This is a genomic window from Pseudomonas sp. GW823-FHT02C02, assembly GCF_058797635.1.
In genome coordinates, this window is the sequence record NZ_JBXAJV010000005.1 from 31,784 (window position 1) to 55,243 (window position 23,460).

Annotated in this window: 19 protein-coding genes; 11 read left to right on the top strand and 8 right to left on the bottom strand. The window is 59.9% G+C overall.

Annotation, left to right across the window (positions count from 1 at the left end; all coding sequences use genetic code 11):
* Window positions 1-7 precede the first annotated feature (7 nt).
* Window positions 8-1,309, bottom strand: coding sequence for a phospholipase (locus AC1ROI_RS10120; RefSeq protein ID WP_102594413.1), 1,302 nt, complete (start codon window positions 1,307-1,309; stop codon window positions 8-10).
* A 236-nt stretch (window positions 1,310-1,545) separates the two neighbouring features.
* Here AC1ROI_RS10120 and kdgD point away from each other — a divergent pair, with 236 nt between their 5' ends.
* The 4 genes from kdgD (at window position 1,546) to garD (ending at window position 7,058) form a co-directional block, all read left to right on the top strand.
* Window positions 1,546-2,457 carry a 5-dehydro-4-deoxyglucarate dehydratase gene (gene kdgD, locus AC1ROI_RS10125; RefSeq protein ID WP_010463384.1) on the top strand — a complete coding sequence of 304 codons (912 nt, stop codon included), beginning with the start codon at window positions 1,546-1,548 and terminating at the stop codon, window positions 2,455-2,457.
* A 58-nt stretch (window positions 2,458-2,515) separates the two neighbouring features.
* Window positions 2,516-3,961 (top strand): aldehyde dehydrogenase family protein, encoded by a 1,446-nt coding sequence (locus AC1ROI_RS10130; RefSeq protein ID WP_102594412.1) that lies wholly within the window; start codon window positions 2,516-2,518, stop codon window positions 3,959-3,961.
* 164 nt (window positions 3,962-4,125) lie between these two features.
* The gene (locus AC1ROI_RS10135) at window positions 4,126-5,493 is read left to right on the top strand and encodes an MFS transporter (RefSeq protein WP_010463380.1); all 1,368 of its coding nucleotides are present in this window, start codon (window positions 4,126-4,128) and stop codon (window positions 5,491-5,493) included.
* Between the two features lie 11 nt (window positions 5,494-5,504).
* Complete coding sequence (gene garD, locus AC1ROI_RS10140) at window positions 5,505-7,058, top strand: galactarate dehydratase (protein ID WP_010463378.1); 1,554 nt, start codon at window positions 5,505-5,507, stop codon at window positions 7,056-7,058.
* Window positions 7,059-7,265: 207 nt separating this feature from the next.
* On the opposite strand, the gene AC1ROI_RS10145 is transcribed toward garD, so the two are convergent.
* A complete protein-coding gene (locus AC1ROI_RS10145) occupies window positions 7,266-7,772 on the bottom strand; it encodes a hypothetical protein (RefSeq protein ID WP_102594411.1) in 507 nt (168 codons plus the stop codon).
* 246 nt (window positions 7,773-8,018) lie between these two features.
* Between AC1ROI_RS10145 and AC1ROI_RS10150 the strand changes: the two genes are divergently transcribed.
* On the top strand, window positions 8,019-8,960 hold the full coding sequence (locus AC1ROI_RS10150; RefSeq protein WP_010463375.1) for an AEC family transporter: 942 nt from the start codon (window positions 8,019-8,021) through the stop codon (window positions 8,958-8,960).
* 101 nt (window positions 8,961-9,061) lie between these two features.
* Here the strand turns inward: AC1ROI_RS10150 and AC1ROI_RS10155 are convergent, their stop codons facing one another.
* From AC1ROI_RS10155 to gatC, 6 genes are all read right to left on the bottom strand, one after another.
* Window positions 9,062-9,442 carry a carboxymuconolactone decarboxylase family protein gene (locus AC1ROI_RS10155; protein ID WP_010463373.1) on the bottom strand — a complete coding sequence of 127 codons (381 nt, stop codon included), beginning with the start codon at window positions 9,440-9,442 and terminating at the stop codon, window positions 9,062-9,064.
* Entirely contained in the window at window positions 9,439-10,497 is a 1,059-nt protein-coding gene (locus AC1ROI_RS10160) for a calcium/sodium antiporter (RefSeq protein ID WP_077747414.1), read from the bottom strand. Before AC1ROI_RS10160 ends, AC1ROI_RS10155 begins: the two co-directional genes overlap by 4 nt.
* Window positions 10,498-10,547: 50 nt before the next feature.
* The gene (locus AC1ROI_RS10165) at window positions 10,548-10,922 is read right to left on the bottom strand and encodes a septal ring lytic transglycosylase RlpA family protein (RefSeq protein ID WP_102594410.1); all 375 of its coding nucleotides are present in this window, start codon (window positions 10,920-10,922) and stop codon (window positions 10,548-10,550) included.
* Between the two features lie 148 nt (window positions 10,923-11,070).
* On the bottom strand, window positions 11,071-12,516 hold the full coding sequence (gene gatB / locus AC1ROI_RS10170) for an Asp-tRNA(Asn)/Glu-tRNA(Gln) amidotransferase subunit GatB (RefSeq protein ID WP_010463367.1): 1,446 nt from the start codon (window positions 12,514-12,516) through the stop codon (window positions 11,071-11,073).
* Between the two features lie 10 nt (window positions 12,517-12,526).
* On the bottom strand, window positions 12,527-13,978 hold the full coding sequence (gatA, locus tag AC1ROI_RS10175; RefSeq protein ID WP_102595725.1) for an Asp-tRNA(Asn)/Glu-tRNA(Gln) amidotransferase subunit GatA: 1,452 nt from the start codon (window positions 13,976-13,978) through the stop codon (window positions 12,527-12,529).
* Window positions 13,979-13,994: 16 nt separating this feature from the next.
* Entirely contained in the window at window positions 13,995-14,282 is a 288-nt protein-coding gene (gatC, locus tag AC1ROI_RS10180) for an Asp-tRNA(Asn)/Glu-tRNA(Gln) amidotransferase subunit GatC (protein WP_007901429.1), read from the bottom strand.
* Between the two features lie 210 nt (window positions 14,283-14,492).
* On the opposite strand from gatC, the gene mreB reads away from it, so the two are divergent.
* The 6 genes from mreB to AC1ROI_RS10210 all read left to right on the top strand — a co-directional run bounded on the left by mreB (window position 14,493) and on the right by AC1ROI_RS10210 (window position 23,329).
* Window positions 14,493-15,530, top strand: coding sequence for a rod shape-determining protein MreB (gene mreB, locus AC1ROI_RS10185; RefSeq protein WP_002555108.1), 1,038 nt, complete (start codon window positions 14,493-14,495; stop codon window positions 15,528-15,530).
* A gap of 140 nt (window positions 15,531-15,670) precedes the next feature.
* Window positions 15,671-16,804 (top strand): rod shape-determining protein MreC, encoded by a 1,134-nt coding sequence (mreC, locus tag AC1ROI_RS10190; protein WP_077747417.1) that lies wholly within the window; start codon window positions 15,671-15,673, stop codon window positions 16,802-16,804.
* Entirely contained in the window at window positions 16,804-17,295 is a 492-nt protein-coding gene (gene mreD / locus AC1ROI_RS10195) for a rod shape-determining protein MreD (RefSeq protein ID WP_010463359.1), read from the top strand. Before mreC ends, mreD begins: the two co-directional genes overlap by 1 nt.
* A gap of 43 nt (window positions 17,296-17,338) precedes the next feature.
* A complete protein-coding gene (locus AC1ROI_RS10200; RefSeq protein WP_102595726.1) occupies window positions 17,339-17,935 on the top strand; it encodes a Maf family protein in 597 nt (198 codons plus the stop codon).
* Between the two features lie 57 nt (window positions 17,936-17,992).
* Window positions 17,993-19,450 (top strand): ribonuclease G, encoded by a 1,458-nt coding sequence (rng, locus tag AC1ROI_RS10205; RefSeq protein ID WP_102595727.1) that lies wholly within the window; start codon window positions 17,993-17,995, stop codon window positions 19,448-19,450.
* A gap of 75 nt (window positions 19,451-19,525) precedes the next feature.
* Entirely contained in the window at window positions 19,526-23,329 is a 3,804-nt protein-coding gene (locus AC1ROI_RS10210) for a YhdP family protein (RefSeq protein ID WP_102595728.1), read from the top strand.
* The last annotated feature ends 131 nt before the right edge of the window (window positions 23,330-23,460 follow it).

A 23,460-nucleotide genomic window follows, 5' to 3' on the forward strand; every position in this document is an offset into this window, starting at 1 on the left:
CTCCTTATCAAGCCACGTTGCCAGTGGGGTTGTAATCCTTGAGCAGCAAGTAAGTACTCCAGCCCCACCAGTCATCGACGGTGGCGGTGTCGTTCAGGTTGTTGACGTCCTTGCGCCGCAGCACTTTGCTGCCTTCAACCCGGAACAACGGTGAAAAGTTGTTCGCAGGATTCAATACGGCTTGCAGATCCGGGGTCTTTTTCAAGGCGCCAAAATTATCGGGAACCGTGACGGTGCCGCTGAGATACGCCGCAAACACTTCATCCGCCGACACCTGCACCGCCTGATTCACCTGGACACGATTGGCGCTGTCGATGGCGTCGAAGTAGCGTTTGTCGCCGTACCCACGCCAGTGATCGCCGGTGCCGTTGCGCACATTGAGGCCGAACTTGCTGTCTTCGTCGTGCATGAAGCGGGTAATCAGTGAGCCCAGATCACTGGGCGTGACCACCGCAGCCAACTGTTTGCGCGGTACTCGCAAATGGCCGGCAGAAAACAGGTCGGTCAGGTAGTGATCGGCAAAGGCATTCATCGCGTAGGCCAGTTCCAGCTGCTTTTCATCGTTGCTGCTGTGAGCCTTCACCGCTTGTTGCAGAGCTGCCGTGTGCCCGGAGATATAGGCCAGCAGCGCCCATTCGGCAAAGTGGTCAGCATTATTGGCGGCCAGTTTCAGATAGCGCCCCAAGGGAAACAGCGCCGAGACGAAACTGCCGCCGCCCGTGATTCTGTTCCACTCTTCTGACAACGTATCTCCGAGTGCGTCATACGCCTCGTGAGGCTGTTTGCCGTCTTTGATTGCCTGTTTAACTGCGGCGATTTCCTTCTGCATGACGCCGAGGATCAGCTTGGCTTCGGCATTGGACGCCGGCAGCACCGCCAGCGAGTTGAAGGCATTGGTAAAGCGCTGGACGCGGTCGGCAGGCGTGGCGCCTTCGCTGACTGGTTGATCGGGAATGCCATAAAAGTCACCGCCCAGAGCGATGACCTGACCGTAAGTCAGCGCCAGTCCATTGGGTAAATGCAGCGCTACCTGCGAGGCGGGCACAGCGGGCGCGTCCTTGATAAAACGCAGCAACGTACCGTCACCGATGGCGGTGTGCTCGCCGCCCTCAAACCTTAGCTGTGGCTTGCCTTTCAAGGCTTTGCCAGGCGTAGCGTTAGTTGTTTGAGGTGCGTCGTGATGTTCGCCGAGCTTCAGCATAAGCGAACTGTTGGCGGTGACGGCGATACCGTCTTCAGTAAAAAGATCGTCCAGGTTCGCGAGGATCTGTTCTGGTTTTTCCTGCGGTTGAGCGTGTAGACCTGACATTTCTGGCTCCTTGATATGTCGTCGGTATGATTCAAGATAGCTGTATGTATATACAGCTAATCAGAGCTTAGGTGAGAAATTTCCTACGTCAAGAAAATCCCCTTCCGACACAAATTTCCAGGCGCGACGATGAAATGCAGTTGACGGTTATTATTTAAGTTGTACGATGACCTACAACTCGGCCACAGGCTGAACGCTTTTCTCACACAAACGTCGCTACCCAGGGTGTTCGAATAATGAATCCACAAGAACTGAAGTCCATCCTCTCTTCTGGCCTGCTGTCTTTCCCGGTCACCGATTTCAATGCTCAGGGCGACTTCCATCGCGCGGGCTATATCAAGCGTCTCGAATGGCTGGCCCCATACGGCGCCACGGCGTTGTTCGCCGCAGGCGGCACCGGTGAGTTCTTCTCTCTGGCGGCCAGCGAATATTCGGAAATCATCAAGACCGCCGTCGACACCTGCGAAAACAGCGTGCCGATTCTGGCTGGTGTGGGCGGTTCGACTCGCCAGGCCATCGAGTACGCACAGGAAGCCGAGCGCCTGGGCGCCAAAGGCTTGTTGCTGCTGCCGCACTACCTGACCGAAGCCAGCCAGGACGGCGTTGCCGCCCACGTTGAAGCCGTGTGCAAATCGGTGAACATCGGCGTGGTGGTTTACAACCGCAACGTCTGCCGCCTGACCGCGCCATTGCTGGAACGCCTGGCCGAGCGCTGCCCGAACCTGATCGGCTACAAGGATGGCCTGGGCGATATCGAGTTGATGGTATCGATCCGTCGCCGCCTCGGTGATCGCTTCAGCTATCTGGGCGGTTTGCCGACCGCTGAAGTCTATGCCGCTGCTTACAAGGCATTGGGCGTACCGGTCTACTCCTCGGCGGTGTTCAACTTCATCCCGAAAACGGCGATGGATTTTTACCACGCCATTGCCCGCGAAGATCACGCCACTGTTGGCAAGATCATCGACGACTTCTTCCTGCCGTACCTGGACATCCGTAACCGCAAAGCCGGTTATGCGGTGAGCATCGTCAAGGCCGGGGCAAAAATTGCCGGTTATGACGCAGGTCCTGTGCGTGCACCGCTGACCGATCTGCTGCCAGAAGAGTACGAAGCTCTGGCCGCGCTGATCGACAAGCAAGGTGCGCAGTAACACACCCGATTAATAAGGCCGCTGAGCAATCAGCGGCCTTTTGCGTGAGGAGATTGTTGTGGCTGATACAAAGCGTTTCGATAACTACATCAACGGTGAATGGGTGGCGGGCAGTGATTACTGCGCCAACATCAACCCGTCCGAACTGACCGACACCATCGGCGACTACGCCAAGGCTGATCTGGCCCAGGTCCACGCCGCCATCGACGCCGCTCGCGCTGCGTTTCCGGCCTGGTCGACTTCGGGCATTCAGGCTCGCCATGATTCTCTGGATAAAGTCGGCACCGAAATCCTCGCCCGCCGCGAAGAGCTTGGCACCTTGCTGGCCCGGGAAGAGGGCAAGACCCTGCCTGAAGCCATCGGCGAAGTGACCCGCGCCGGTAACATCTTCAAGTTCTTCGCCGGTGAGTGCCTGCGCCTGTCCGGTGACTATCTTCCGTCGGTGCGCCCGGGTGTGAACGTCGAAGTCACTCGCGAAGCCTTGGGCGTCGTTGGCCTGATCACCCCGTGGAACTTCCCGATCGCGATCCCTTCGTGGAAAATCGCCCCGGCCCTGGCCTACGGCAACTGCGTCGTGCTGAAACCGGCCGATCTGGTGCCGGGTTGCGCCTGGGCGCTGGCGGAAATCATCTCCCGCGCAGGCTTCCCGGCCGGCGTCTTCAACCTGGTGATGGGCAGCGGTCGCGTGGTTGGCGATGCGCTGGTGCAGAGCCCGAAAGTCGACGGCATCAGCTTCACCGGTTCTGTCGGTGTCGGTCGTCAGATCGCCGTCAGCTGCGTCTCGCGTCAGGCCAAGGTTCAGCTGGAAATGGGTGGCAAGAACCCGCAGATCATTCTCGACGATGCCGACCTGAAGCAAGCGGTCGAGCTGTCGGTGCAGAGCGCGTTCTATTCCACCGGTCAGCGTTGCACGGCGTCGAGCCGCTTCATCGTCACCGCCGGGATTCACGACAAGTTCGTCGAAGCCATGGCCGAGCGCATGAAGTTGATCAAGGTCGGTCACGCGTTGAAAACCGGCACCGACATCGGTCCGGTCGTCTCGCAAGCGCAGCTTGAACAGGACATGAAGTACATCGACATTGGCCAGTCCGAAGGTGCTCGTCTGGTCAGCGGCGGTGGCTTGGTGACTTGCGACACCGAAGGCTACTACCTCGCGCCAACGCTGTTTGCCGACAGCACAGCAGCGATGCGCATCAGCCGTGAAGAGATCTTTGGCCCGGTGGCGAACATCGTTCGCGTCGCCGATTACGACGCCGCGCTGGCCATGGCCAACGACACCGAATTCGGTCTGTCGGCGGGCATCGCCACCACGTCGCTGAAGTACGCCAACCACTTCAAGCGCCACTCCCAGGCCGGGATGGTGATGGTCAACCTGCCGACGGCGGGCGTGGATTACCACGTTCCATTCGGCGGGCGTAAAGGTTCATCCTATGGTTCCCGCGAGCAAGGTCGCTACGCGCAAGAGTTCTACACCGTGGTGAAGACCAGCTACATCGGTTCGTAACGCAACACCCTCTGTGGGCGCGAGCCTGCTCGCGAAGGTCTTGAGGACGCGGCGGTAAACCTGATGCCCCGCGTCATCGTTGACCACCATCGCGAGCAGGCTTGCTCCCACAGAAAACCAAAGATTCACCCGCGCATAAAAATAATCAGTGGGAGTACATCTACATGCAAGCGACCAAGCCGACTCACGTCCGCTATTTGATTTTGCTCATGCTTTTCCTGGTGACCACGATCAACTACGCCGACCGGGCCACTATCGCCATCGCGGGCTCCAGCCTGCAAAAAGACCTCGGCATCGACGCGGTCACCCTCGGTTACATCTTCTCTGCATTCGGTTGGGCTTACGTGGCCGGGCAAATTCCCGGTGGCTGGCTGCTGGACCGTTTCGGCTCGAAAAAGATCTACGCGCTAAGCATTTTCACCTGGTCGCTGTTCACCGTTCTGCAGGGCTATGTCGGCGAATTCGGCATGTCCACCGCAGTGGTTGCGCTGTTCATGCTGCGCTTCCTGGTGGGCCTGGCCGAAGCGCCATCCTTCCCGGGTAACGCCCGTATCGTCGCGGCCTGGTTCCCGACGGCTGAACGCGGCACGGCCTCGGCGATCTTCAACTCGGCGCAGTACTTTGCCACCGTGTTGTTCGCACCGCTGATGGGCTGGATCGTCTACAGCTTCGGCTGGCAGCACGTGTTTATCGTCATGGGCGTGATCGGCATCATCTTCTCGGGGATCTGGCTGAAGGTGATCTACAGCCCGCGCCAGCACCCGATGATCAACGACGCCGAGTTCAAGCACATCGCCGACAACGGCGGCATGGTCGACATGGACCAGGACAAAGGCAAAGGCAAAAAAGGCGACGGTCCGAAGTGGGACTACATCCGCCAGTTGCTGACCAACCGCATGATGCTCGGCGTGTATCTGGGCCAGTACTGCATCAACGGCATCACGTACTTCTTCCTGACCTGGTTCCCGGTGTACCTGGTGCAAGAACGCGGCATGACCATCCTCAAGGCCGGTTTCATTGCTTCGTTGCCGGCGATCTGCGGCTTTATCGGGGGGGTGCTTGGCGGGGTGATTTCCGATTACCTGCTGCGCAAGGGCCATTCCCTGACCTTCGCTCGCAAGGCACCGATCATCGCGGGTTTGCTGGTCTCCAGCAGCATCGTGGCGTGCAACTATGTTGATGTCGAGTGGATGGTCGTCGGCTTCATGGCCCTGGCCTTCTTCGGCAAAGGCGTGGGTGCGCTGGGTTGGGCGGTGGTGTCCGACACCTCGCCGAAACAGATTGCCGGCCTGAGCGGTGGCCTGTTCAACACCTTCGGCAACATCGCTTCGATCACCACCCCGATCGTGATCGGCTACATCATCAGCTCCACCGGTTCGTTCAAATGGGCGCTGGTGTTTGTCGGTTGCAACGCACTGGTTGCAGTGTTCAGCTACCTGGTGATCGTCGGTCCGATCAAACGTGTGGTGCTGAAAGAGCCGCCAGTCAGCGGTCCTGAAACCAATAACAAATTGTCTCAAGCGCATTCCTGAGGAGCGGCGTCATGCAGTTGATTGAACATTCCGACTCGCCGCGCTACATCCGCCTGCACGAGCGGGACAACGTCGTGATCGTGGTCAACGACCAAGGCGTACCGGCCGGTACCGAGTTTCCAGATGGCCTGGTGACGGTGGACTTCGTGCCGCAGAGCCATAAAGTCACCCTCGAGGACATTCCCGAAGGCGGCCAGGTGATTCGCTACGGCCAGACCATTGGCTATGCGTTGCAGCCGATCCCGCGCGGCAGCTGGGTCAAGGAAGATCAACTGCGCATGCCCACCGCGCCACCGCTGGACAGCCTGCCGCTGTCCACCGAAGTACCGGCGGCCCAGGCACCGCTGGACGGTTACACCTTTGAGGGGTATCGCAACGCCGACGGTACCGTTGGCACGCGCAATATTCTCGGGATTACGACGACCGTCCAGTGCGTGACCGGCGTGCTCGACCATGCGGTCAAGCGCATCAAGGATGAGTTGCTGCCCAAGTACCCGAACGTCGATGACGTGGTGGCGCTCACCCACAGCTACGGCTGCGGGGTGGCGATCACTGCCACTGACGCGTACATCCCGATCCGCACCGTGCGCAATCTGGCGCGCAACCCGAACCTGGGTGGCGAAGCCTTGGTTATCAGCCTGGGCTGCGAGAAATTGCAGGCCGGGCAGGTGATGCACGAGGGCGACAGCTCGGTGGATTTGAGCGAGCCGTGGTTGTACCGCTTGCAGGATTCGAGTCACGGTTTCACTGAGATGATCGAGCAGATCATGGCGCTGGCCGAGACCCGTTTGAAGAAGCTCGATCAGCGTCGCCGGGAAACTGTGCCGGCGTCCGAGCTGATCCTGGGCATGCAGTGCGGCGGCAGCGATGCGTTTTCCGGCATCACCGCCAACCCTGCGCTGGGTTATGCCTCTGATTTGTTGTTGCGCGCTGGCGCGACGGTGATGTTTTCCGAAGTCACCGAGGTGCGCGACGCGATTTATCTGCTGACCTCCCGCGCGGAAACTGAGGAGGTTGCTCAGGAGCTGGTGCGGGAAATGGACTGGTACGACCGTTACCTGGCCAAGGGTGAGGCGGACCGCAGCGCCAACACCACGCCGGGCAACAAGAAGGGCGGGTTGTCGAACATTGTCGAAAAGTCCTTGGGCTCGATCGTCAAATCCGGTAGCAGTGCGATCAATGGCGTGCTCGGCCCTGGCGAGCGCTTCAAGCGCAAAGGGCTGATCTTCTGCGCGACCCCGGCCAGTGATTTTGTCTGCGGGACGTTGCAGTTGGCGGCGGGGATGAACCTGCATGTGTTCACCACCGGGCGCGGCACGCCTTATGGTTTGGCGATGGCGCCGGTGGTCAAGGTATCGACCCGGACCGAACTGGCACAGCGCTGGCCGGACCTGATCGACATCGATGCCGGGCGTATTGCGACCGGACGCGCTTCGATTGAAGACCTTGGGTGGGAGTTGTTCCACTACTACCTGGACGTGGCGAGCGGCAAGAAGCAGACGTGGGCCGAGCAGCACAAACTGCATAACGACATCACCCTGTTCAACCCGGCGCCGATAACATGAGATAGCGCTGGGTGAACTATGCTGGATTCGACTCGGAATGCGATCACCCAAGTAGAATTCACCGGCAGATAAGGCGCGCCGCCTCTCCATCGCTACAGCGATTACTGATCGTCAGTAGCAATGGAGGATGGCTTTCGATCAGCACCCTAAATACCTTGTCGATCAAGTGTTAATGCGGTGCTTTTAGCTTTTTATGGATGCCTCAGACTAAACCAATGACCACGCCAGATTATCCAGATAAACGTCGCCAGCGGTCACGGAGAAGTTGCCAGAAAAGCCGACGAACAATAGTTTATCAAAGGGTATTTCTGCAATTTCGAACGCTTTGTCTTCGGAACTGATAGGGGCGCCGTATACGACTTCTTCTTTCTTCATTGCAATAATATAGGCAGTACCACTTTCATTGCCGCCAGCTGCCTTGATCTGGAATCTCAGGCTATTCACATAGTTTCCAAATGAAAGTTTCAATCTGGAACCACTTGGCAAATATAGACTTTTATCGCCGAAGCCCGCCCCATCGGGAGCTTTTACTATTCCTGACGTTTTATCGTCCGGTTGATCTTCGACAGTAACGATTAAATTGTTACTGAATTGCACGGGTAGTTGCAACAAAAAAGACTGGAGGGGTTCTCTTTCCCAGTCCTCCTTGTTCTCTGAAACAGTACCGGTTTTTGAAGCGCCTGAAAATTTATCGCCTGTTGATTTAACTGACATATTTTTTACTCCTGTAATTTGTTTTATTTGCGGGATTATTAAGTGCCCGATGACTAAGCATTGGCTACTGTCAGATCTGACAGTAGCGACGAACGGTCCACATAAATATCAGCTCGAAATCAGTGGGATTTATAGAAAATCAGTGCAGGACGTGACCATGTCAGCGAAGTCGTTCTCTCACACGCAAAGGTCCCCAGTCGCTTATCATTTGCCCCCTAACGACGCCCACCCAAGGTTCCCCCCGGCATGCTGGCTATCTTCCTCGAAACCCTGAACATCACCGCGCCGGTGTTTGCCATGCTGTTTCTGGGGGTGTTGCTCAAGCGCATCGACTGGATCAACGACAACTTCATCCACACCGCGTCGGCCCTGGTGTTCAACGTCACCATGCCGGCGCTGCTGTTTCTGGGCATCCTGCATGCCGACCTGCACGCCGCGTTGCAACCGGCGCTGCTGATCTACTTCTCGCTGGCCACCCTGGCGTGTTTTGCCATCGCCTGGGGCTGGGCGATCTGGAAGTGCCCGCGTGAAGATCGAGGGATTTATACCCAAGGCGCTTTTCGCGGCAACAACGGAGTCATCGGCCTTGCGTTGGCGGCCAGCATGTACGGCGATTACGGGATTTCTCTCGGGGCGATTCTCGCGGCGCTGGTGATCCTGTTTTACAACACGCTCTCGACCATTGTGCTGGCGGTGTACAGCCCGGTGATCAAGTCCGATCCGTGGAGCATCTGCAAAAGCGTGATGGTCAACCCGCTGATCATCAGCGTGTTGGCGGCGGCGCCCTTTGCCTATTTCAAGATCGGCTTGCCGGGATGGCTGGAAACGTCTGGCCAGTACCTGGCGCAAACCACGTTGCCGTTGGCGTTGATCTGCATCGGCGGCACGCTATCACTGGCGGCATTGCGCAAAAGCGGCAAGATGGCGCTCAGCTCAAGTCTGGTGAAGATGATCGGCTTGCCAGTGTTGGCGACGTTGGGGGCATGGCTTTGGGGATTTCGCGGGGCTGAGTTGGGGATTCTGTTTCTGTACTTCGGCAGCCCGACCGCCGCGGCCAGTTTTGTCATGGCCCGCCAGGCAAACGGCAATCATGAACTGGCGGCGGCGATCATCGTGATCACCACGTTGATGGCGGCGGTCACCACCAATGTCGGGATCTTTTTGTTGCAGTGGGGTGAGTGGATCTAGCGTCGGGATTTTCGCTGGTGTCCAGGGCTGGCAAGCCTCGCCCTGTAGGAGCGAGGCTTGCCCGCGAAGGCGCCAGTCCTGTCACCACAACTTTTGAAGACTCACTCAGGCTTCTGATAGCTGTCGATCACTTCCTGCGCCGCCCGAAACGCATCAATCGCCGCCGGCACACCGGCGTACACCGCGCAATGCAGCAACGCCTCGCGAATCTCTTCCACGGTGCAGCCGTTGTTCAGCGCGCCGCGGACGTGGCCTTTTAACTCCTGCGGGCACTTCAACGCCGTCAGCGCGGCGAGGGTGATCAGGCTGCGGGTTTTCAGCGGCAGGCCTTCGCGGTTCCACACGGCGCCCCAGGCGTGTTCATTGACGAAGTCCTGCAGCGGCTGGGTGAACTCAGTGGCATTGCCCAGTGCGCGGTCGACGAACGCATCGCCCATCACCTGGCGGCGGACTTCTACACCAGGCTTTTTGTTGTCAGTCATGGCATTTCCCTCTTGTGGTGTTGGCGACGCCAGGCGCGCAGCGATGTGAACAGCAGAAACGCCACCAGCGCCGGCAGGACGAAAAACAGCATCAAGTGTTCAAGCTTGCCGGCCAGGGGCATGCCGGTGGTGAACGACACCACGTGAAGACCGTAAGCGAGATACAACCCCAAAAACAGCAGACCTTCGGCGCGGGTCACCCGGTAACCGGTGTAGAACAGCGGCAGGCACAGCACCGCCACACCGAGCATCACCGGCAGGTCGAAATCCAGGGCATTGGGCGAGACCGACAGCGGCGAGGGGGCGACAAGCGCGGTCAGGCCGAGTACGCCCAGGAGGTTGAACAGGTTGCTGCCTATCACGTTACCCACGGCAATGTCCCGCTGACCGCGCAAGGCCGCGATCAATGAGGTGGCCAGTTCCGGCAGGGAGGTGCTGATGGCGACGATGGTCAGGCCGATGACCCGCTCCGACAGACCCAGATCGGTCGCAACCGCCACCGCGGCGCCCAGCAACAAATGGCCGGCGTAGACCAGCATCGCCAGTCCGGCGACGATCATCAGCACGCTGCTGAACCACGGTGCCTGGGGGGTTCCGTCGTGGGAGGGCGGACGGGTCGAGTGCCGCGACTGGCGCAGCAACAAGCCCAGGTACAGCGCCAGGGCCGCCAGCAGAACGATGCCGTCCATGCGGGTCAGCTCTTCATTCCACGCCAATACAAACACCAGCAGGCTGGCGCCGATCATCAGCGGAATATCCAGGCGCACCAGTTGCCGTGAAACCCGCAGCGGAATGATCAGCGCCGAAAGCCCCAAGGTGACGAGGATGTTGAAGATGCTGCTGCCGATCACGCTGCCGACGGCGATGTCGGCGTTTTGCGCCAGGGTGGCTTGCAGGCTGACCGCCATCTGCGGTGCGCTGCTGCCCAAGGCGACGATGGTCAGCCCGATGATCAGCGGCCGCACCTGCAAGCGCGCCGCCAGGCGCACGGCGCCACGGACCATCAGTTCGGCACCGGCGATCAGCAACAGCAGGCCGCCGAGCAACTCAATCAGGCTGATCAGGGGTAAATCGGCAAGTCCGAAAATGGTCGGGGCTCCGTCTGTTAATCGTCGAGGGCTTGCACGCGAACCCGTGCGGTGCCGCTACGGAGCATACCCAGTTGTTCGGCGGCCTCGTGTGAAAGATCAATCAGGCGCCCGCGGGTGTGCGGCCCGCGGTCGTTGATTCGGACCACGCAGGACTTGTCGTTATTCAGATTGGTGACCTTCACCCGCGTGCCGAACGGCAATTGGCGATGGGCGGCGGTCAGGGAATTCTTGTTGAAACGCTCGCCGCTGGCAGTGCGTTTGCCTTGGTGTTTGGCGCCGTAATAGGACGCCGTACCGGTCTTGTCGTAGCCGTGTGGGTCGATGACGTCGTTACTGGCGCAACCGGCCAGCAGAGCGAGCAGGGCGCAGGCACCCAGTAGACGCTTCATTTAAAGGTATCCACATACAAATGTGGGAGCGAGCCTGCTCGCGATGGCGGGCTGTCTGACACATCAATGTTGGATGTGCTGCCGTCATCGCGAGCAGGCTCGCTCCCACAGGGATCGGAGCCAGGCTTTAAATCTGGCTCCATGCTCATCAGCCTTCGAGCTTGCTTTTCAGCAGTTCGTTGACCTGTTGCGGGTTGGCCTTGCCTTTAGAGGCTTTCATGGCCTGGCCGACGAAGAAGCCGAACATCTTGCCGCGTTTGGCTTCGTCTGCCGCGCGGTATTGCTCGACCTGCTCGGCGTTGGCCGCGAGCATTTCGTCCAGCACCGCCGAGATCGCGCCGCTGTCGGTCACTTGCTTGAGGCCGCGCTTGTCGATGATCTCGTCCGCGCTGCCTTCGCCGTTGGCCATCGCTTCAAACACCACCTTGGCGATCTTGCCGGAGATGGTGTTGTCCTTGATGCGCAGCAGCATGCCGCCCAGTTGCTCGGCCGAGACCGGCGACTGGTCGATTTCAACGCCTTGCTTGTTCAGCAGGCTGCCCAGTTCAACCATCACCCAGTTGGCCGCCAGCTTGGCGTCGCCGCTGATGCTCACGACTTTCTCGAAGTAATCGGCTTGCTCGCGGCTGGTGGCCAGGACGCTGGCGTCATACACCGACAGGCCGAACTGCGCCTGGAAGCGCTCGCGTTTCTGTGGTGGCAATTCCGGCAGCGTGGCGCGTACTTCGTCGAGGAACGAGTCTTCGATGACCACCGGCAGCAGGTCCGGGTCGGGGAAGTAACGGTAGTCGTTGGCTTCCTCTTTGCTGCGCATCGGACGGGTTTCGTCCTTGTTCGGATCGTACAGGCGGGTCTGCTGGATCACTTTGCCGCCGTCTTCGATCAGCTCGATCTGACGACGCACTTCGCTGTTGATCGCCTTCTCGATGAAGCGGAACGAGTTGACGTTCTTGATCTCGCAGCGCGTGCCGAATTCAACCTGGCCTTTCGGGCGGATCGACACGTTGCAGTCACAACGCAGCGAGCCTTCGGCCATGTTTCCGTCGCAGATGCCCAGGTAACGTACCAGCGCGTGGATGGTCTTGACGTAGGCCACAGCTTCCTTGGCGCTGCGCATGTCCGGCTCGGAGACGATTTCCAGCAGCGGCGTGCCGGCACGGTTCAGGTCGATGCCGGTGGCGCCGTTGAACTCTTCGTGCAGGCTTTTACCGGCGTCTTCTTCCAGGTGCGCACGGGTGACGCCGACACGTTTGATCGTGCCGTCTTCCATGGCGATGTCCAGGTGGCCCTTGCCGACGATCGGCAATTCCATCTGGCTGATCTGGTAGCCCTTCGGCAGATCCGGGTAGAAATAGTTTTTACGGGCGAACACGTTGTGCTGGCCGATCTCGGCATCGATCGCCAGGCCGAACATCACGGCCATGCGCACGGCTTCCTGGTTCAGCACCGGCAGTACGCCAGGCATGCCGAGGTCAACGAGGCTGGCCTGGGTGTTCGGCTCGGAACCGAACGTGGTGGAGCTACCGGAAAAGATTTTCGACCGGGTGGTGAGCTGGGTATGAATCTCCAGCCCGATCACGACTTCCCATTGCATGTGTTTCTCCTCAGAAGCCGGTTGGGGTGCGGGTGTGCCAGTCAGTGTTTTGCTGATACTGATGGGCAACGTTCAACAGGCGACCTTCCTGGAAATACGGGGCGAGCAACTGCACGCCGACCGGCAGGCCATCGACAAAACCTGCAGGCATGGACAAGCCCGGCAGACCCGCGAGGTTGGCGGTGATGGTGTAGACGTCTTCCAGGTACGCAGCCACCGGGTCGCTGTTTTTGGCGCCGAGCTTCCAGGCCGGGTTCGGCGTGGTTGGGCCGAGAATGATGTCGACCTCATTAAAGGCTGCCATGAAGTCGTTCTTGATCAAGCGACGGATCTTCTGCGCCTTCAAGTAGTAGGCGTCGTAGTAACCGGCCGACAGCGCGTAGGCACCGACCATGATCCGGCGCTGCACTTCCGGGCCGAAACCTTCGCCACGGGAACGCTTGTACAGATCGATCAGGTCTTTCGGGTTCTCGCAGCGATGGCCAAAGCGCACGCCGTCGAAACGCGACAGGTTGGAAGACGCTTCCGCCGGGGCGATCACGTAGTACGCAGGAATCGCGTGCTGCATGTTCGGCAGGCTGATTTCCTTGATCACGGCACCGAGCTTTTCCAGCTCCTTGATGCTGTTGTGGATCAGATCGGCAATGCGCGGGTCGAGGCCGGCGCCGAAGTATTCCTTAGGCACGCCGATGCGCAGGCCTTGCAGCGAGCCGTTGAGGCTGGCGCTGTAATCAGGCACGGGCTCGTCGATGCTGGTGGAATCTTGCGGGTCGAAACCGGCCATGTCTTGCAGCAGGATCGCGCAGTCTTCGGCGGTGCGAGCCAGAGGGCCGCCCTGATCGAGGCTGGACGCGTAGGCAATCATGCCCCAGCGCGAAACACGACCGTACGTCGGTTTCAGGCCGGTGAGGTTGGTCAGTGCGGCGGGCTGACGGATCGAGCCGCCTGTGTCGGTGCCAGTGGCCGCCGGCAACAGGCGCGCGGCAACCGCGGCCGCCGAACCACCGGACGAACCGCCCGGAACGTATTCCAGGTTCCACGGGTTTTTCACCGGGCCGTAGTAGCTCGACTCGTTGGCCGACCCCATGGCGAACTCGTCCATGTTGGTCTTGCCCAGGGTCACTGCGCCGGCAGCCGCCAGTTTGGCGACGACCGTGGCGTCGTACGGGGCTTTGAAGTTGTCGAGCATCTTCGAGCCACAGCTGGTGCGGATGCCCAGGGTGCAGAACAGGTCTTTGTGGGCGATCGGCGCGCCGAGCAGGGCGCCGCTCTCACCTTTGGCGCGGCGTGCGTCAGCGGCTTTCGCCTGCTGGAGCGCCAGGTCTTCGGTGAGGCTGATGAAGCTGTTGAGCTGCGGATCGAGCTGGGCGATACGCGCCAGCAGGGTTTTGGTCAGCTCTTCGGAAGAAAACTTTTTATCGGCGAGTCCGCGGGCGATCTCGGCCAGAGTCAATTGATGCATTGCAGGCTCTTTCCCTTTAGTCGATGACTTTCGGAACCAGGTACAGGCCGTTTTCGACCGCTGGTGCGATGGACTGGTAGGCCTCGCGATGATTGGTCTCGGTCACGACGTCTGCACGCAGGCGCTGGCTGGCTTCCAGTGGGTGGGCGAGCGGCTCGATACCGTCGGTATTGACCGCCTGCATTTCGTCGACCAGCCCGAGAATGCTGTTCAGGGCTGAAGTAATGTGTGGAAGATCGGCATCATTGAGGCCAAGGCAGGCCAGATGAGCGATTTTTTCCACGTCGGAGCGTTCAAGCGCCATGGGAATCTCCAGTGGAAAACAGAACGGACGGCGTCCGTGTGTTAGATTGTCGGAACACTACCGCATTTCTACGGTCATAAGGCCGCGATTGTGGGGGTTGGTGCACAGAAAAGCGGCCAATTTAACATATTGGCGCCTTGCCCAAAATCCCTGTCGTTGTTAGAGTTTGCCGCACTTTTTTACCCACGCGTTGCCTAGGGTCCCTTTCCCATGTTCAAGAAACTGCGTGGCATGTTTTCCAGCGATCTTTCCATTGACCTGGGCACTGCCAACACCCTTATTTACGTGCGCGAGCGCGGTATCGTCCTGAATGAGCCATCGGTTGTGGCTATTCGGACACACGGTAACCAGAAAAGTGTCGTTGCTGTCGGCACCGAGGCGAAGCGTATGCTTGGCCGTACGCCGGGCAACATTGCTGCCATTCGTCCGATGAAGGACGGCGTGATTGCCGACTTCAGCGTCTGCGAAAAGATGCTGCAATACTTTATCAACAAGGTTCACGAAAACAGCTTCCTGCAGCCAAGCCCGCGTGTGCTGATCTGCGTTCCGTGCAAATCCACCCAGGTTGAGCGTCGTGCCATCCGTGAATCGGCCCTTGGTGCCGGTGCACGTGAAGTGTTCCTGATCGAAGAGCCGATGGCTGCCGCGATCGGTGCCGGCCTGCCGGTTGAAGAAGCACGCGGTTCGATGGTCGTCGATATCGGTGGCGGTACCACTGAAATCGCGCTGATCTCCCTGAACGGTGTGGTGTACGCCGAATCCGTTCGTGTTGGCGGCGACCGCTTCGACGAAGCGATTATCACCTACGTACGTCGCAACTACGGCAGCCTGATCGGCGAATCCACCGCCGAGCGCATCAAGCAGGAAATCGGTACGGCCTACCCGGGCGGCGAAGTGCGTGAAGTCGACGTTCGTGGCCGTAACCTGGCCGAAGGCGTTCCACGTGCCTTCACCCTGAACTCCAACGAAGTGCTGGAAGCTCTGCAAGAGTCCCTGGCCACCATCGTTCAGGCTGTGAAAAGTGCGCTGGAGCAATCGCCTCCGGAACTGGCTTCCGACATCGCCGAGCGTGGCCTGGTACTGACCGGTGGTGGCGCCTTGTTGCGTGACCTCGACAAGTTGCTGGCCCAGGAAACAGGTCTGCCGGTGATCGTTGCCGAAGACCCGCTGACCTGCGTTGCTCGCGGCGGTGGCCGTGCATTGGAAATGATGGATAAACACACCATGGACCTGCTGTCGAGCGAGTGATCTCGCCCGATGCATCTATGCTGTTGAGCGCGCAGGCGGCACTTTGCAGTGCTGCCTGTTTGCGTTTACCTTCTGTCAGTCTGTATCCAGGCCGGTCTGCCGTATGAATAAACAAAACATTTGCCTGGGAGGAGCGGCTTATTAAACCGCTTTTCACCAAAGGGCCTTCACTGGGCGTGCGCTTGTTGGTGCTGGTCGTGCTATCGGTCGCGCTGATGGTGGTCGATGCCCGCTTCACACTGCTCAAGCCAGTGCGTAGCCAAATGTCGCTGGTACTGATGCAGTCTTACTGGATCACGGACCTGCCGCAGCGGCTATGGCAGGGGGTGGCCAGCCAGTTCGGCAGCCGTACCGAGCTCGTCGCCGAAAACGAAAAACTCAAGACCGAAAACCTGCTGTTGCAGGGTCGCATGCAAAAGCTTGCCGCCCTCACCGAGCAGAACGTTCGGCTGCGCGAGTTGCTCAATTCCTCTGCGCTGGTCAACGAGAAGGTCGAAGTGGCCGAGTTGATCGGCATGGACCCTAACCCCTTCACCCATCGCATCATCATCAATAAAGGTGAGCGTGACGGTGTGGTCCTCGGTCAGCCGGTGCTCGATGCCCGCGGCCTGATGGGCCAGGTGGTCGAATTGATGCCTTACACCTCCCGTGTGCTGTTGCTGACCGACACTACCCACAGCATTCCGGTGCAGGTGAACCGCAACGGTCTGCGGGCGATTGCCAGCGGCACCGGCAACCCGGAGCGCCTGGAACTGCGTCACGTCGCGGACACGGCTGATATCAAGGAAGGCGATCTGCTGGTCAGTTCCGGTCTCGGTCAGCGATTCCCTGCGGGTTACCCGGTTGCGACCGTCAAGGAAGTGATCCACGATTCCGGCCAGCCGTTTGCCATCGTGCGTGCCGTGCCGACCGCCGCGTTGAACCGCAGCCGTTATCTGCTGCTGGTGTTCACCGACGGTCGCACAGCCGAAGAGCGCGCAAACGATGCTGCCCAGGCGCAAGAAGCACTGGACCAGCACGGCGGTGGGCCGATCATTCCGGCGACCGTGCCTAAACCTGTGCCGGCGACCGTGGTGGTGCCCGCGCCTGCTGCTACGCCCGCCGCAACACCGGCAGCACCAGCACCGGCGGCACCCCCGGCCAAACCTGCGGCCGCCAAGCCCCCTGCATCGCAACCTGCCGCAACCAAACCGCCGGCCACTCAACCGGCCGCGGTGAAGCCTGCCACCAAACCGCCTGTCTCCGCGCCGGCTTCCACAGGGGGACGAGAATAATGGTCGGTGCAACCGCATCCCGAAATGACTGGATGATCTGGCTGACGTTTGCCATTGGTATGCTGCTCAGCGTTTCACCGCTGCCGCAATTCATGGAAATCCTCCGCCCGCTCTGGCTGGCCTTGCTGCTGGCCTTCTGGGCGTTGTACTTGCCGCAGAAGGTCGGCATGGTCACCGCGTGGTGCCTGGGCCTGGCCGAAGACGTGCTGTACGGCACGTTGCTGGGCCAGAACGCATTGATCCTGACCCTGATCACCTTCCTGGTGCTGTCGCTGCAACAGCGCCTGCGCATGTTCCCGATGTGGCAACAAAGCCTGGTGATCCTGGTCATCTTCGGCCTCGCGCAGCTTGTTCAACTATGGCTCAGCGCTTTGACCGGTAATCGACAGCCCACACTGGCGCTGGTCTTGCCAGCACTGGTCAGTGCATTACTCTGGCCGTGGATCAGCTACGGTTTGCGCGGTTTGCGTCGGCGCTACAAGATCAATTAATTCGGTCAGGCATCTGCCAGTACCTCGACAGGGAGATGTCTAGATGAAAGTGCTTTACCTCGCCTCAGGCTCGCCGCGTCGGCGTGAACTGCTCACGCAGATCGGCGTGCCGTTCTCCGCCATCAGCGCGGACATCGATGAAACCCCTTTAACTCAAGAATTCCCGTCGGCCTATGTCGAGCGCCTGGCGCGCGGCAAAGCCGAGGCCGGGCGCGGCGTGGTCGTGTCCGACGCCGATTTTTGCGTGCTGGGCGCCGACACCGCCGTGGTGCTCAACGGGAAAATTCTCGGCAAACCGGTGGACGAAGCCGATGCGTGCGCCATGCTTATGATGTTGGCCGGTCAGGAACACGAAGTGTTGACCGCCATTGCGGTGCTCGACGGTGAGCGTTGTGAGTCCCGGGTAGTACGCAGTCTGGTGCGCTTTCGCAACATTGCTCACGATGAAGCGGCGGCCTACTGGGCCAGTGGCGAACCCCGGGACAAGGCCGGTGGCTATGGCATTCAAGGACTGGGCGCGGTGTTTGTCGCCGGCCTCAATGGCAGTTACTCGGCAGTGGTTGGACTGCCGCTGTGCGAAACCGCTGAGCTGCTCGGCCATTTCGGCATACCCTGTTGGCAAACCCTTAACGCGCGCTGAGCGTCGTACTGACAAGATGCGGCCATTATCGTGAACATGCCTGGACGAGACCCTGCCATGAGTGAAGAGATTCTGATCAACATCACGCCGATGGAATCGCGCGTGGCAGTGGTCGAAAACGGTGTCCTGCAAGAGGTCCACGTCGAGCGCACGCAAAAGCGCGGGATCGTCGGCAACATCTATAAAGGCAAGGTCGTGCGGGTATTGCCGGGCATGCAAGCCGCCTTCGTCGATATCGGCCTGGACCGCGCGGCGTTCATTCACGCCTCGGAAATATCCTTGCGCGAAGGCCCAGCGGTGGAGAGCATCAGCTCGCTGGTTCACGAAGGCCAGAGTCTGGTTGTCCAGGTCACCAAGGACCCGATCGGCTCCAAAGGCGCACGCCTGACCACTCAGCTGTCGATTCCGTCGCGTTATCTGGTGTACATGCCGCGCACGGCCCACGTCGGCATTTCGCTGAAGATCGAGGACGAAGCCGAGCGCGAACGCCTCAAGCAAGTCGTCACCGATTGCGTGGCCAAAGAAGGCATCAAGGAGGCGGGCGGTTTTATCCTGCGTACCGCCGCCGAAGGGGCCGGTGCCGATGAAATCCTCATGGACATCCGCTACCTGCGCCGTCTCTGGGATCAGATCAACGAGCAGATCAAAACCATCGGTGCGCCGAGTGTGATCTACGAGGACCTCGGCCTGGCGTTGCGTACGCTGCGCGACCTGGTCAGCCCGAAGATCGAGAAGATCCGCATCGACTCTCGGGAAACCTTTCAGAAAACCACGCAGTTCGTCGCCGAACTGATGCCGGAAATCGCCGATCGTCTTGAACATTATCCGGGCGAGCGGCCGATTTTCGACCTGTACGGCGTCGAAGACGAAATCCAGAAAGCCCTCGAGCGCAAAGTGCCGCTCAAGTCTGGCGGTTATCTGGTGGTCGACCCGGCCGAAGCCATGAGCACCATCGACGTCAACACCGGGGCGTTCGTCGGCCATCGCAACCTCGAAGAAACCATCTTCAAGACCAACCTCGAAGCCGCGACCGCCATTGCCCGCCAGCTGCGCCTGCGCAATCTGGGCGGGATCATCATCATCGACTTCATCGACATGGAAGACGAAGAGCACCAGCGCCAGGTGCTGCGGACCCTCGAGAAGCAGCTGGAACGCGATCACGCCAAGACCAACATCATTGGCATCACCGAGTTGGGCCTGGTGCAGATGACGCGCAAGCGCACCCGTGAAAGCCTCGAACAAGTGTTGTGCGAACCGTGCAGCAGCTGTCAGGGCCGCGGCAAGCTCAAGACGCCGGAAACGGTCTGCTATGAAATTTTCCGCGAAATCCTCCGCGAGGCGCGTGCCTATCAAGCGGAAGGCTATCGTGTATTGGCGAACCAGAAAGTCGTCGACCGTTTGCTTGATGAAGAGTCGGGTAATGTCGCTGAGCTTGAAGGATTTATCGGACGCACCATTCGTTTCCAGGTGGAAACCATGTATTCCCAGGAACAATACGACGTGGTGCTGCTCTGAATCGCTGTGTTTCACCCTTACTAGAACGGCTGGCCTCAGCTTTTTGCAGTATTTTTGCCATGGGAGCCAACTGACATGGAACGTCTGACACGCATTTTGGCCGCACTGACCCGCTGGGGTCTTGGCCTGTGCGCGTTGGTCCTGGTGTTGATGGCGTTGTACGTCAGCCTCGGCCGGGAGCTGACGCCTCTGGTGGCCGAATACCGCGCCGACGTCGAAACCAAAGCCAGCGCCGCTTTGGGCATGCCGCTTCAGATCGGCAAGCTGGAAGGTAACTGGAGCGGCTTCGCGCCGATTTTGCTGGCGCACGATGTGACGGTCGGCGAGGGCGCCAACGCCCTGCACCTGGATCAGGTGCGAGCGGTGCCAGACCTTTGGGAAAGCCTGTTGGCTCGCGAAGTGCGCATTGCCCACCTGGAACTCAACGGCCTGAAGATCAGCCTCAAGGAAGGCGCGGACGGTCAGTGGGCGCTGGAAGGGTTGCCCGTGCAACAGGACCAGCCGCTTGATCCGGAGCAACTGCTCAACCGCCTGCAAATGGTCCAGCAGCTATCGGTAATCGACAGTCAGGTGACGTTGCAACCTGTGGACCACTCGCCGCTGACCCTGACTTACGTTGGCCTGAATCTGAAAACCGGCGTCTCTCGCCAGCGCCTTGATGTCCGTCTTAATCTGCCAGATGGTCAACCGGTGGCCATGAGTGTGCACACGCGGATTCGCGCCAGCCAGTGGAAGGACGGCGAGGCCGAGGCCTACCTGAGCCTGCCGCAAAGCGACTGGTCGAAATGGCTGCCCGAGCGCCTGACTCGACAATGGAACTTCTCCGAGCTCAAGGCCGGTGGCGAGCTCTGGGTGAACTGGGGCAAGGGGGCGCTGCAAAGCGGCGCCATTCGTTTGAACGCGCCGCAACTCAAGGGCGCCTTCGGCGAACGCAAGCCGATCCAGATCAACAATCTGGCGCTCAACGGTTATTTTCAGCGCAGCACCGAAGGCATGCTGGTGACCCTTGATTCTCTGGCCATGAACTTCGGCGAGACCCGCTGGGAGTCGCGCTTGCAACTTCGACAAACCGCCGCCACCGACAAGGCTGAAGAACTTTGGCACTTGCAGGCCGACCGTCTCGATCTCACTCCGCTCACGCCGCTGATTAACGCCTTGGGGCCGCTGCCCGAAGGTGTTGCCACTGCGGTCGAGCGACTCAAGGTGACCGGTGGGCTGCGCAACGTGCTGATCGATCTGCGTCCCAATGCCACCGATGACAGCAAGTTCAGCTTTGCTGCCAACCTCGATCAGGTCGGCTTCGACGCGTATCACGGCGCTCCGGCAGCACGAAATGTCAGCGGCAGCATCAGCGGTGACCTCGGTCAGGGCGAACTGCGGATGGACAGCAAGGATTTTGTCCTGCACCTGGATCCGATTTTCGCCAAGCCGTGGCAATACATTCAGGCCAACGCCCGGCTGACCTGGAAGCTCGACAAGGAAAGCTTCACCCTGATCGCGCCGTACCTGAAGGTGCTGGGGGAGGAGGGCAAGATTGCCGGCGACTTCCTGATCCGCCTGCATTTCGACCACACCCAGGAAGACTACATGGACCTGCGGGTCGGCCTGGTGGACGGCGACGGTCGCTACACCGCCAAGTACCTGCCGACCATGCTCAGCCCGGCGCTGGACGAATGGTTGCGCACGGCGATTCTCAAAGGCGCGGTGGACCAGGGCTTCTTCCAGTATCAGGGCTCGCTGAACCACGGCGCCGCCGACACCGCGCGCAGCATCAGCCTGTTCTTCAAGGTGCACGATGCCGAACTGGCCTTTCAGCCGGGTTGGCCGCATGTCAGCAAGGTCACCGGTGATGTGTTCGTGGAAGACAGTGGCGTGCGAGTTCTGGCCAGTAAGGGCCAATTGCTCGACACGCAGGTTCGCGACATTTACGTCAATATTCCCCATGCGCCGGAAGGGCAAAGCGTTCACCTGTTCCTCGACGGCGGGTTTTCCGGCGGGTTGGGTGATGGCCTGAAGATTCTCCAGGAAGCGCCAATCGGCACGGCTGAAACCTTTGCCGGATGGGAAGGCGAGGGCGATCTGCAAGGCAAGCTGAAGCTGGATATTCCACTGGTCAAAGGCGAGCAGCCGAAGATTCTTGTCGACTTCAAGACCGCCAAGGCGCGGTTGAAGCTGGCCGAGCCTTCCCTGGAGCTGACGCAGCTCAAAGGTGATTTCCGCTTCGACAGCGCCAAGGGCTTGAGCGGACAGAACATCACCGCGCGTGCCTTCGATAAACCGGTCACCGCGCAGATTTTTGCCGATGGCAGCGAGGGCAATCTCAAGACTCGTGTGACGGCCTCCGGTCAGGTCGAGGTCAAGAAGCTCACTGACTGGTTGAGCGTCACCCAGCCATTGCCGGTGTCCGGCCTGATCCCGTATCAACTGCAACTGAGCCTGGATGGCCCTGACAGCCAGCTCTCGGTCAATTCCAGCCTCAAAGGCGTGGCGATCGACTTGCCGGCGCCGTTTGGCATGACTGCCGATGCTGGCCGCGACACCACGTTCCGCATGACCCTGCAAGGGCCGGAACGCCGCTACTGGGTCAATTATGGTGCGCTGGCAGACTTCACGTTTGCGGCGCCGCCCGGCAATTTTGCCGACGGTCGTGGCGAGTTGTTCCTGGGCGGCGGCAGTGCTGTGCTGCCCGGCGCCAAAGGGCTGCGAGTGCGCGGCGTGCTGTCGGAACTGGATGTTGGGCCATGGAAGGATCTGGCGGACAAGTACGCTGGCCAGGATCCGGGCGGCAGTGCCAAGCAGTTGCTCAGCAGTGCAGACTTCAAGGTTGGCAAGCTCAGCGGTGTCGGCACGACGCTCGATCAGGCCTCGGTGCAGTTGAACCGCAAACCGGCTGCGTGGGCCTTGCAACTCGACAGTCAGCAGGTCAAGGGCAGCGCGAGCATCCCTGATGCGAAAGGCGCGCCGATTGCGATCAATCTGCAAACCGTGCGGTTGCCGGCACCCGACCCGACGGTCCTCGCCGACGAAAACTCACCGGATCCACTGGCCTCGGTGGACCCGACCAAGATCCCGGCGCTGGACATCACCATCAATCAGCTGTTCCAGGGGCAGGACCTCGTCGGCGCCTGGTATCTGAAAGTCCGTCCGACTGCCAAAGGTATTGCGCTCAATACTCTGGACCTGGGCCTCAAAGGTATTTTGTTGCAGGGCAGTGGCGGCTGGGAGGGCATACCCGGCAGCTCCAGCAGTTGGTACAAAGGACGGATCAGCGGCAAGAATCTCGCTGACGTGCTCAAAGGCTGGGGTTTCGCGCCGAGCGTCACCAGTGAAGAGTTTCACATGGATGTCGACGGTCGCTGGCCGGGTTCACCGGCGTGGCTGGCCACCAAACGTTTCTCCGGCACCCTCGATGCTTCGTTGAATAAAGGCCAGTTCGTTGAGGTCGAAGGCAGCGCCCAGGCCCTGCGGGTGTTTGGCCTGCTCAACTTCAACTCGATCGGTCGTCGTCTGCGCCTGGACTTCTCCGACCTGTTCGGCAAAGGCTTGAGTTATGACCGGGTCAAAGGTCTGCTGGCCGCGACCAACGGGGTTTATGTGACGCAGGAACCGATCCTGCTGACTGGCCCGTCGAGCAACATCGAACTGAACGGTACCCTGAACTTGGTGGCCGACCAGGTTGACGCGAAACTGCTGGTGACTTTGCCGGTGACCAACAACCTGCCGATTGCCGCGTTGATTGTCGGCGCACCGGCCATCGGCGGTGCGCTGTTCCTGATCGACAAGCTGATCGGTGACCGCGTGGCACGTTTCGCCAGCGTCAAATACACCGTCAAAGGCCCATGGAAAGAGCCGAAAATCACCTTCGACAAGCCTTTTTGAAAAGCCACTCCCCAGATCTATGGAGTAGCATGGTCCTCGGTTCTGATGCTACGCCCCTGATCTTTGTAGGCGCGAGGCTTGCCCGCGAATCGACGCACCGCAGTGTGTCAGGCAAGATGCCTTCGCGGGCA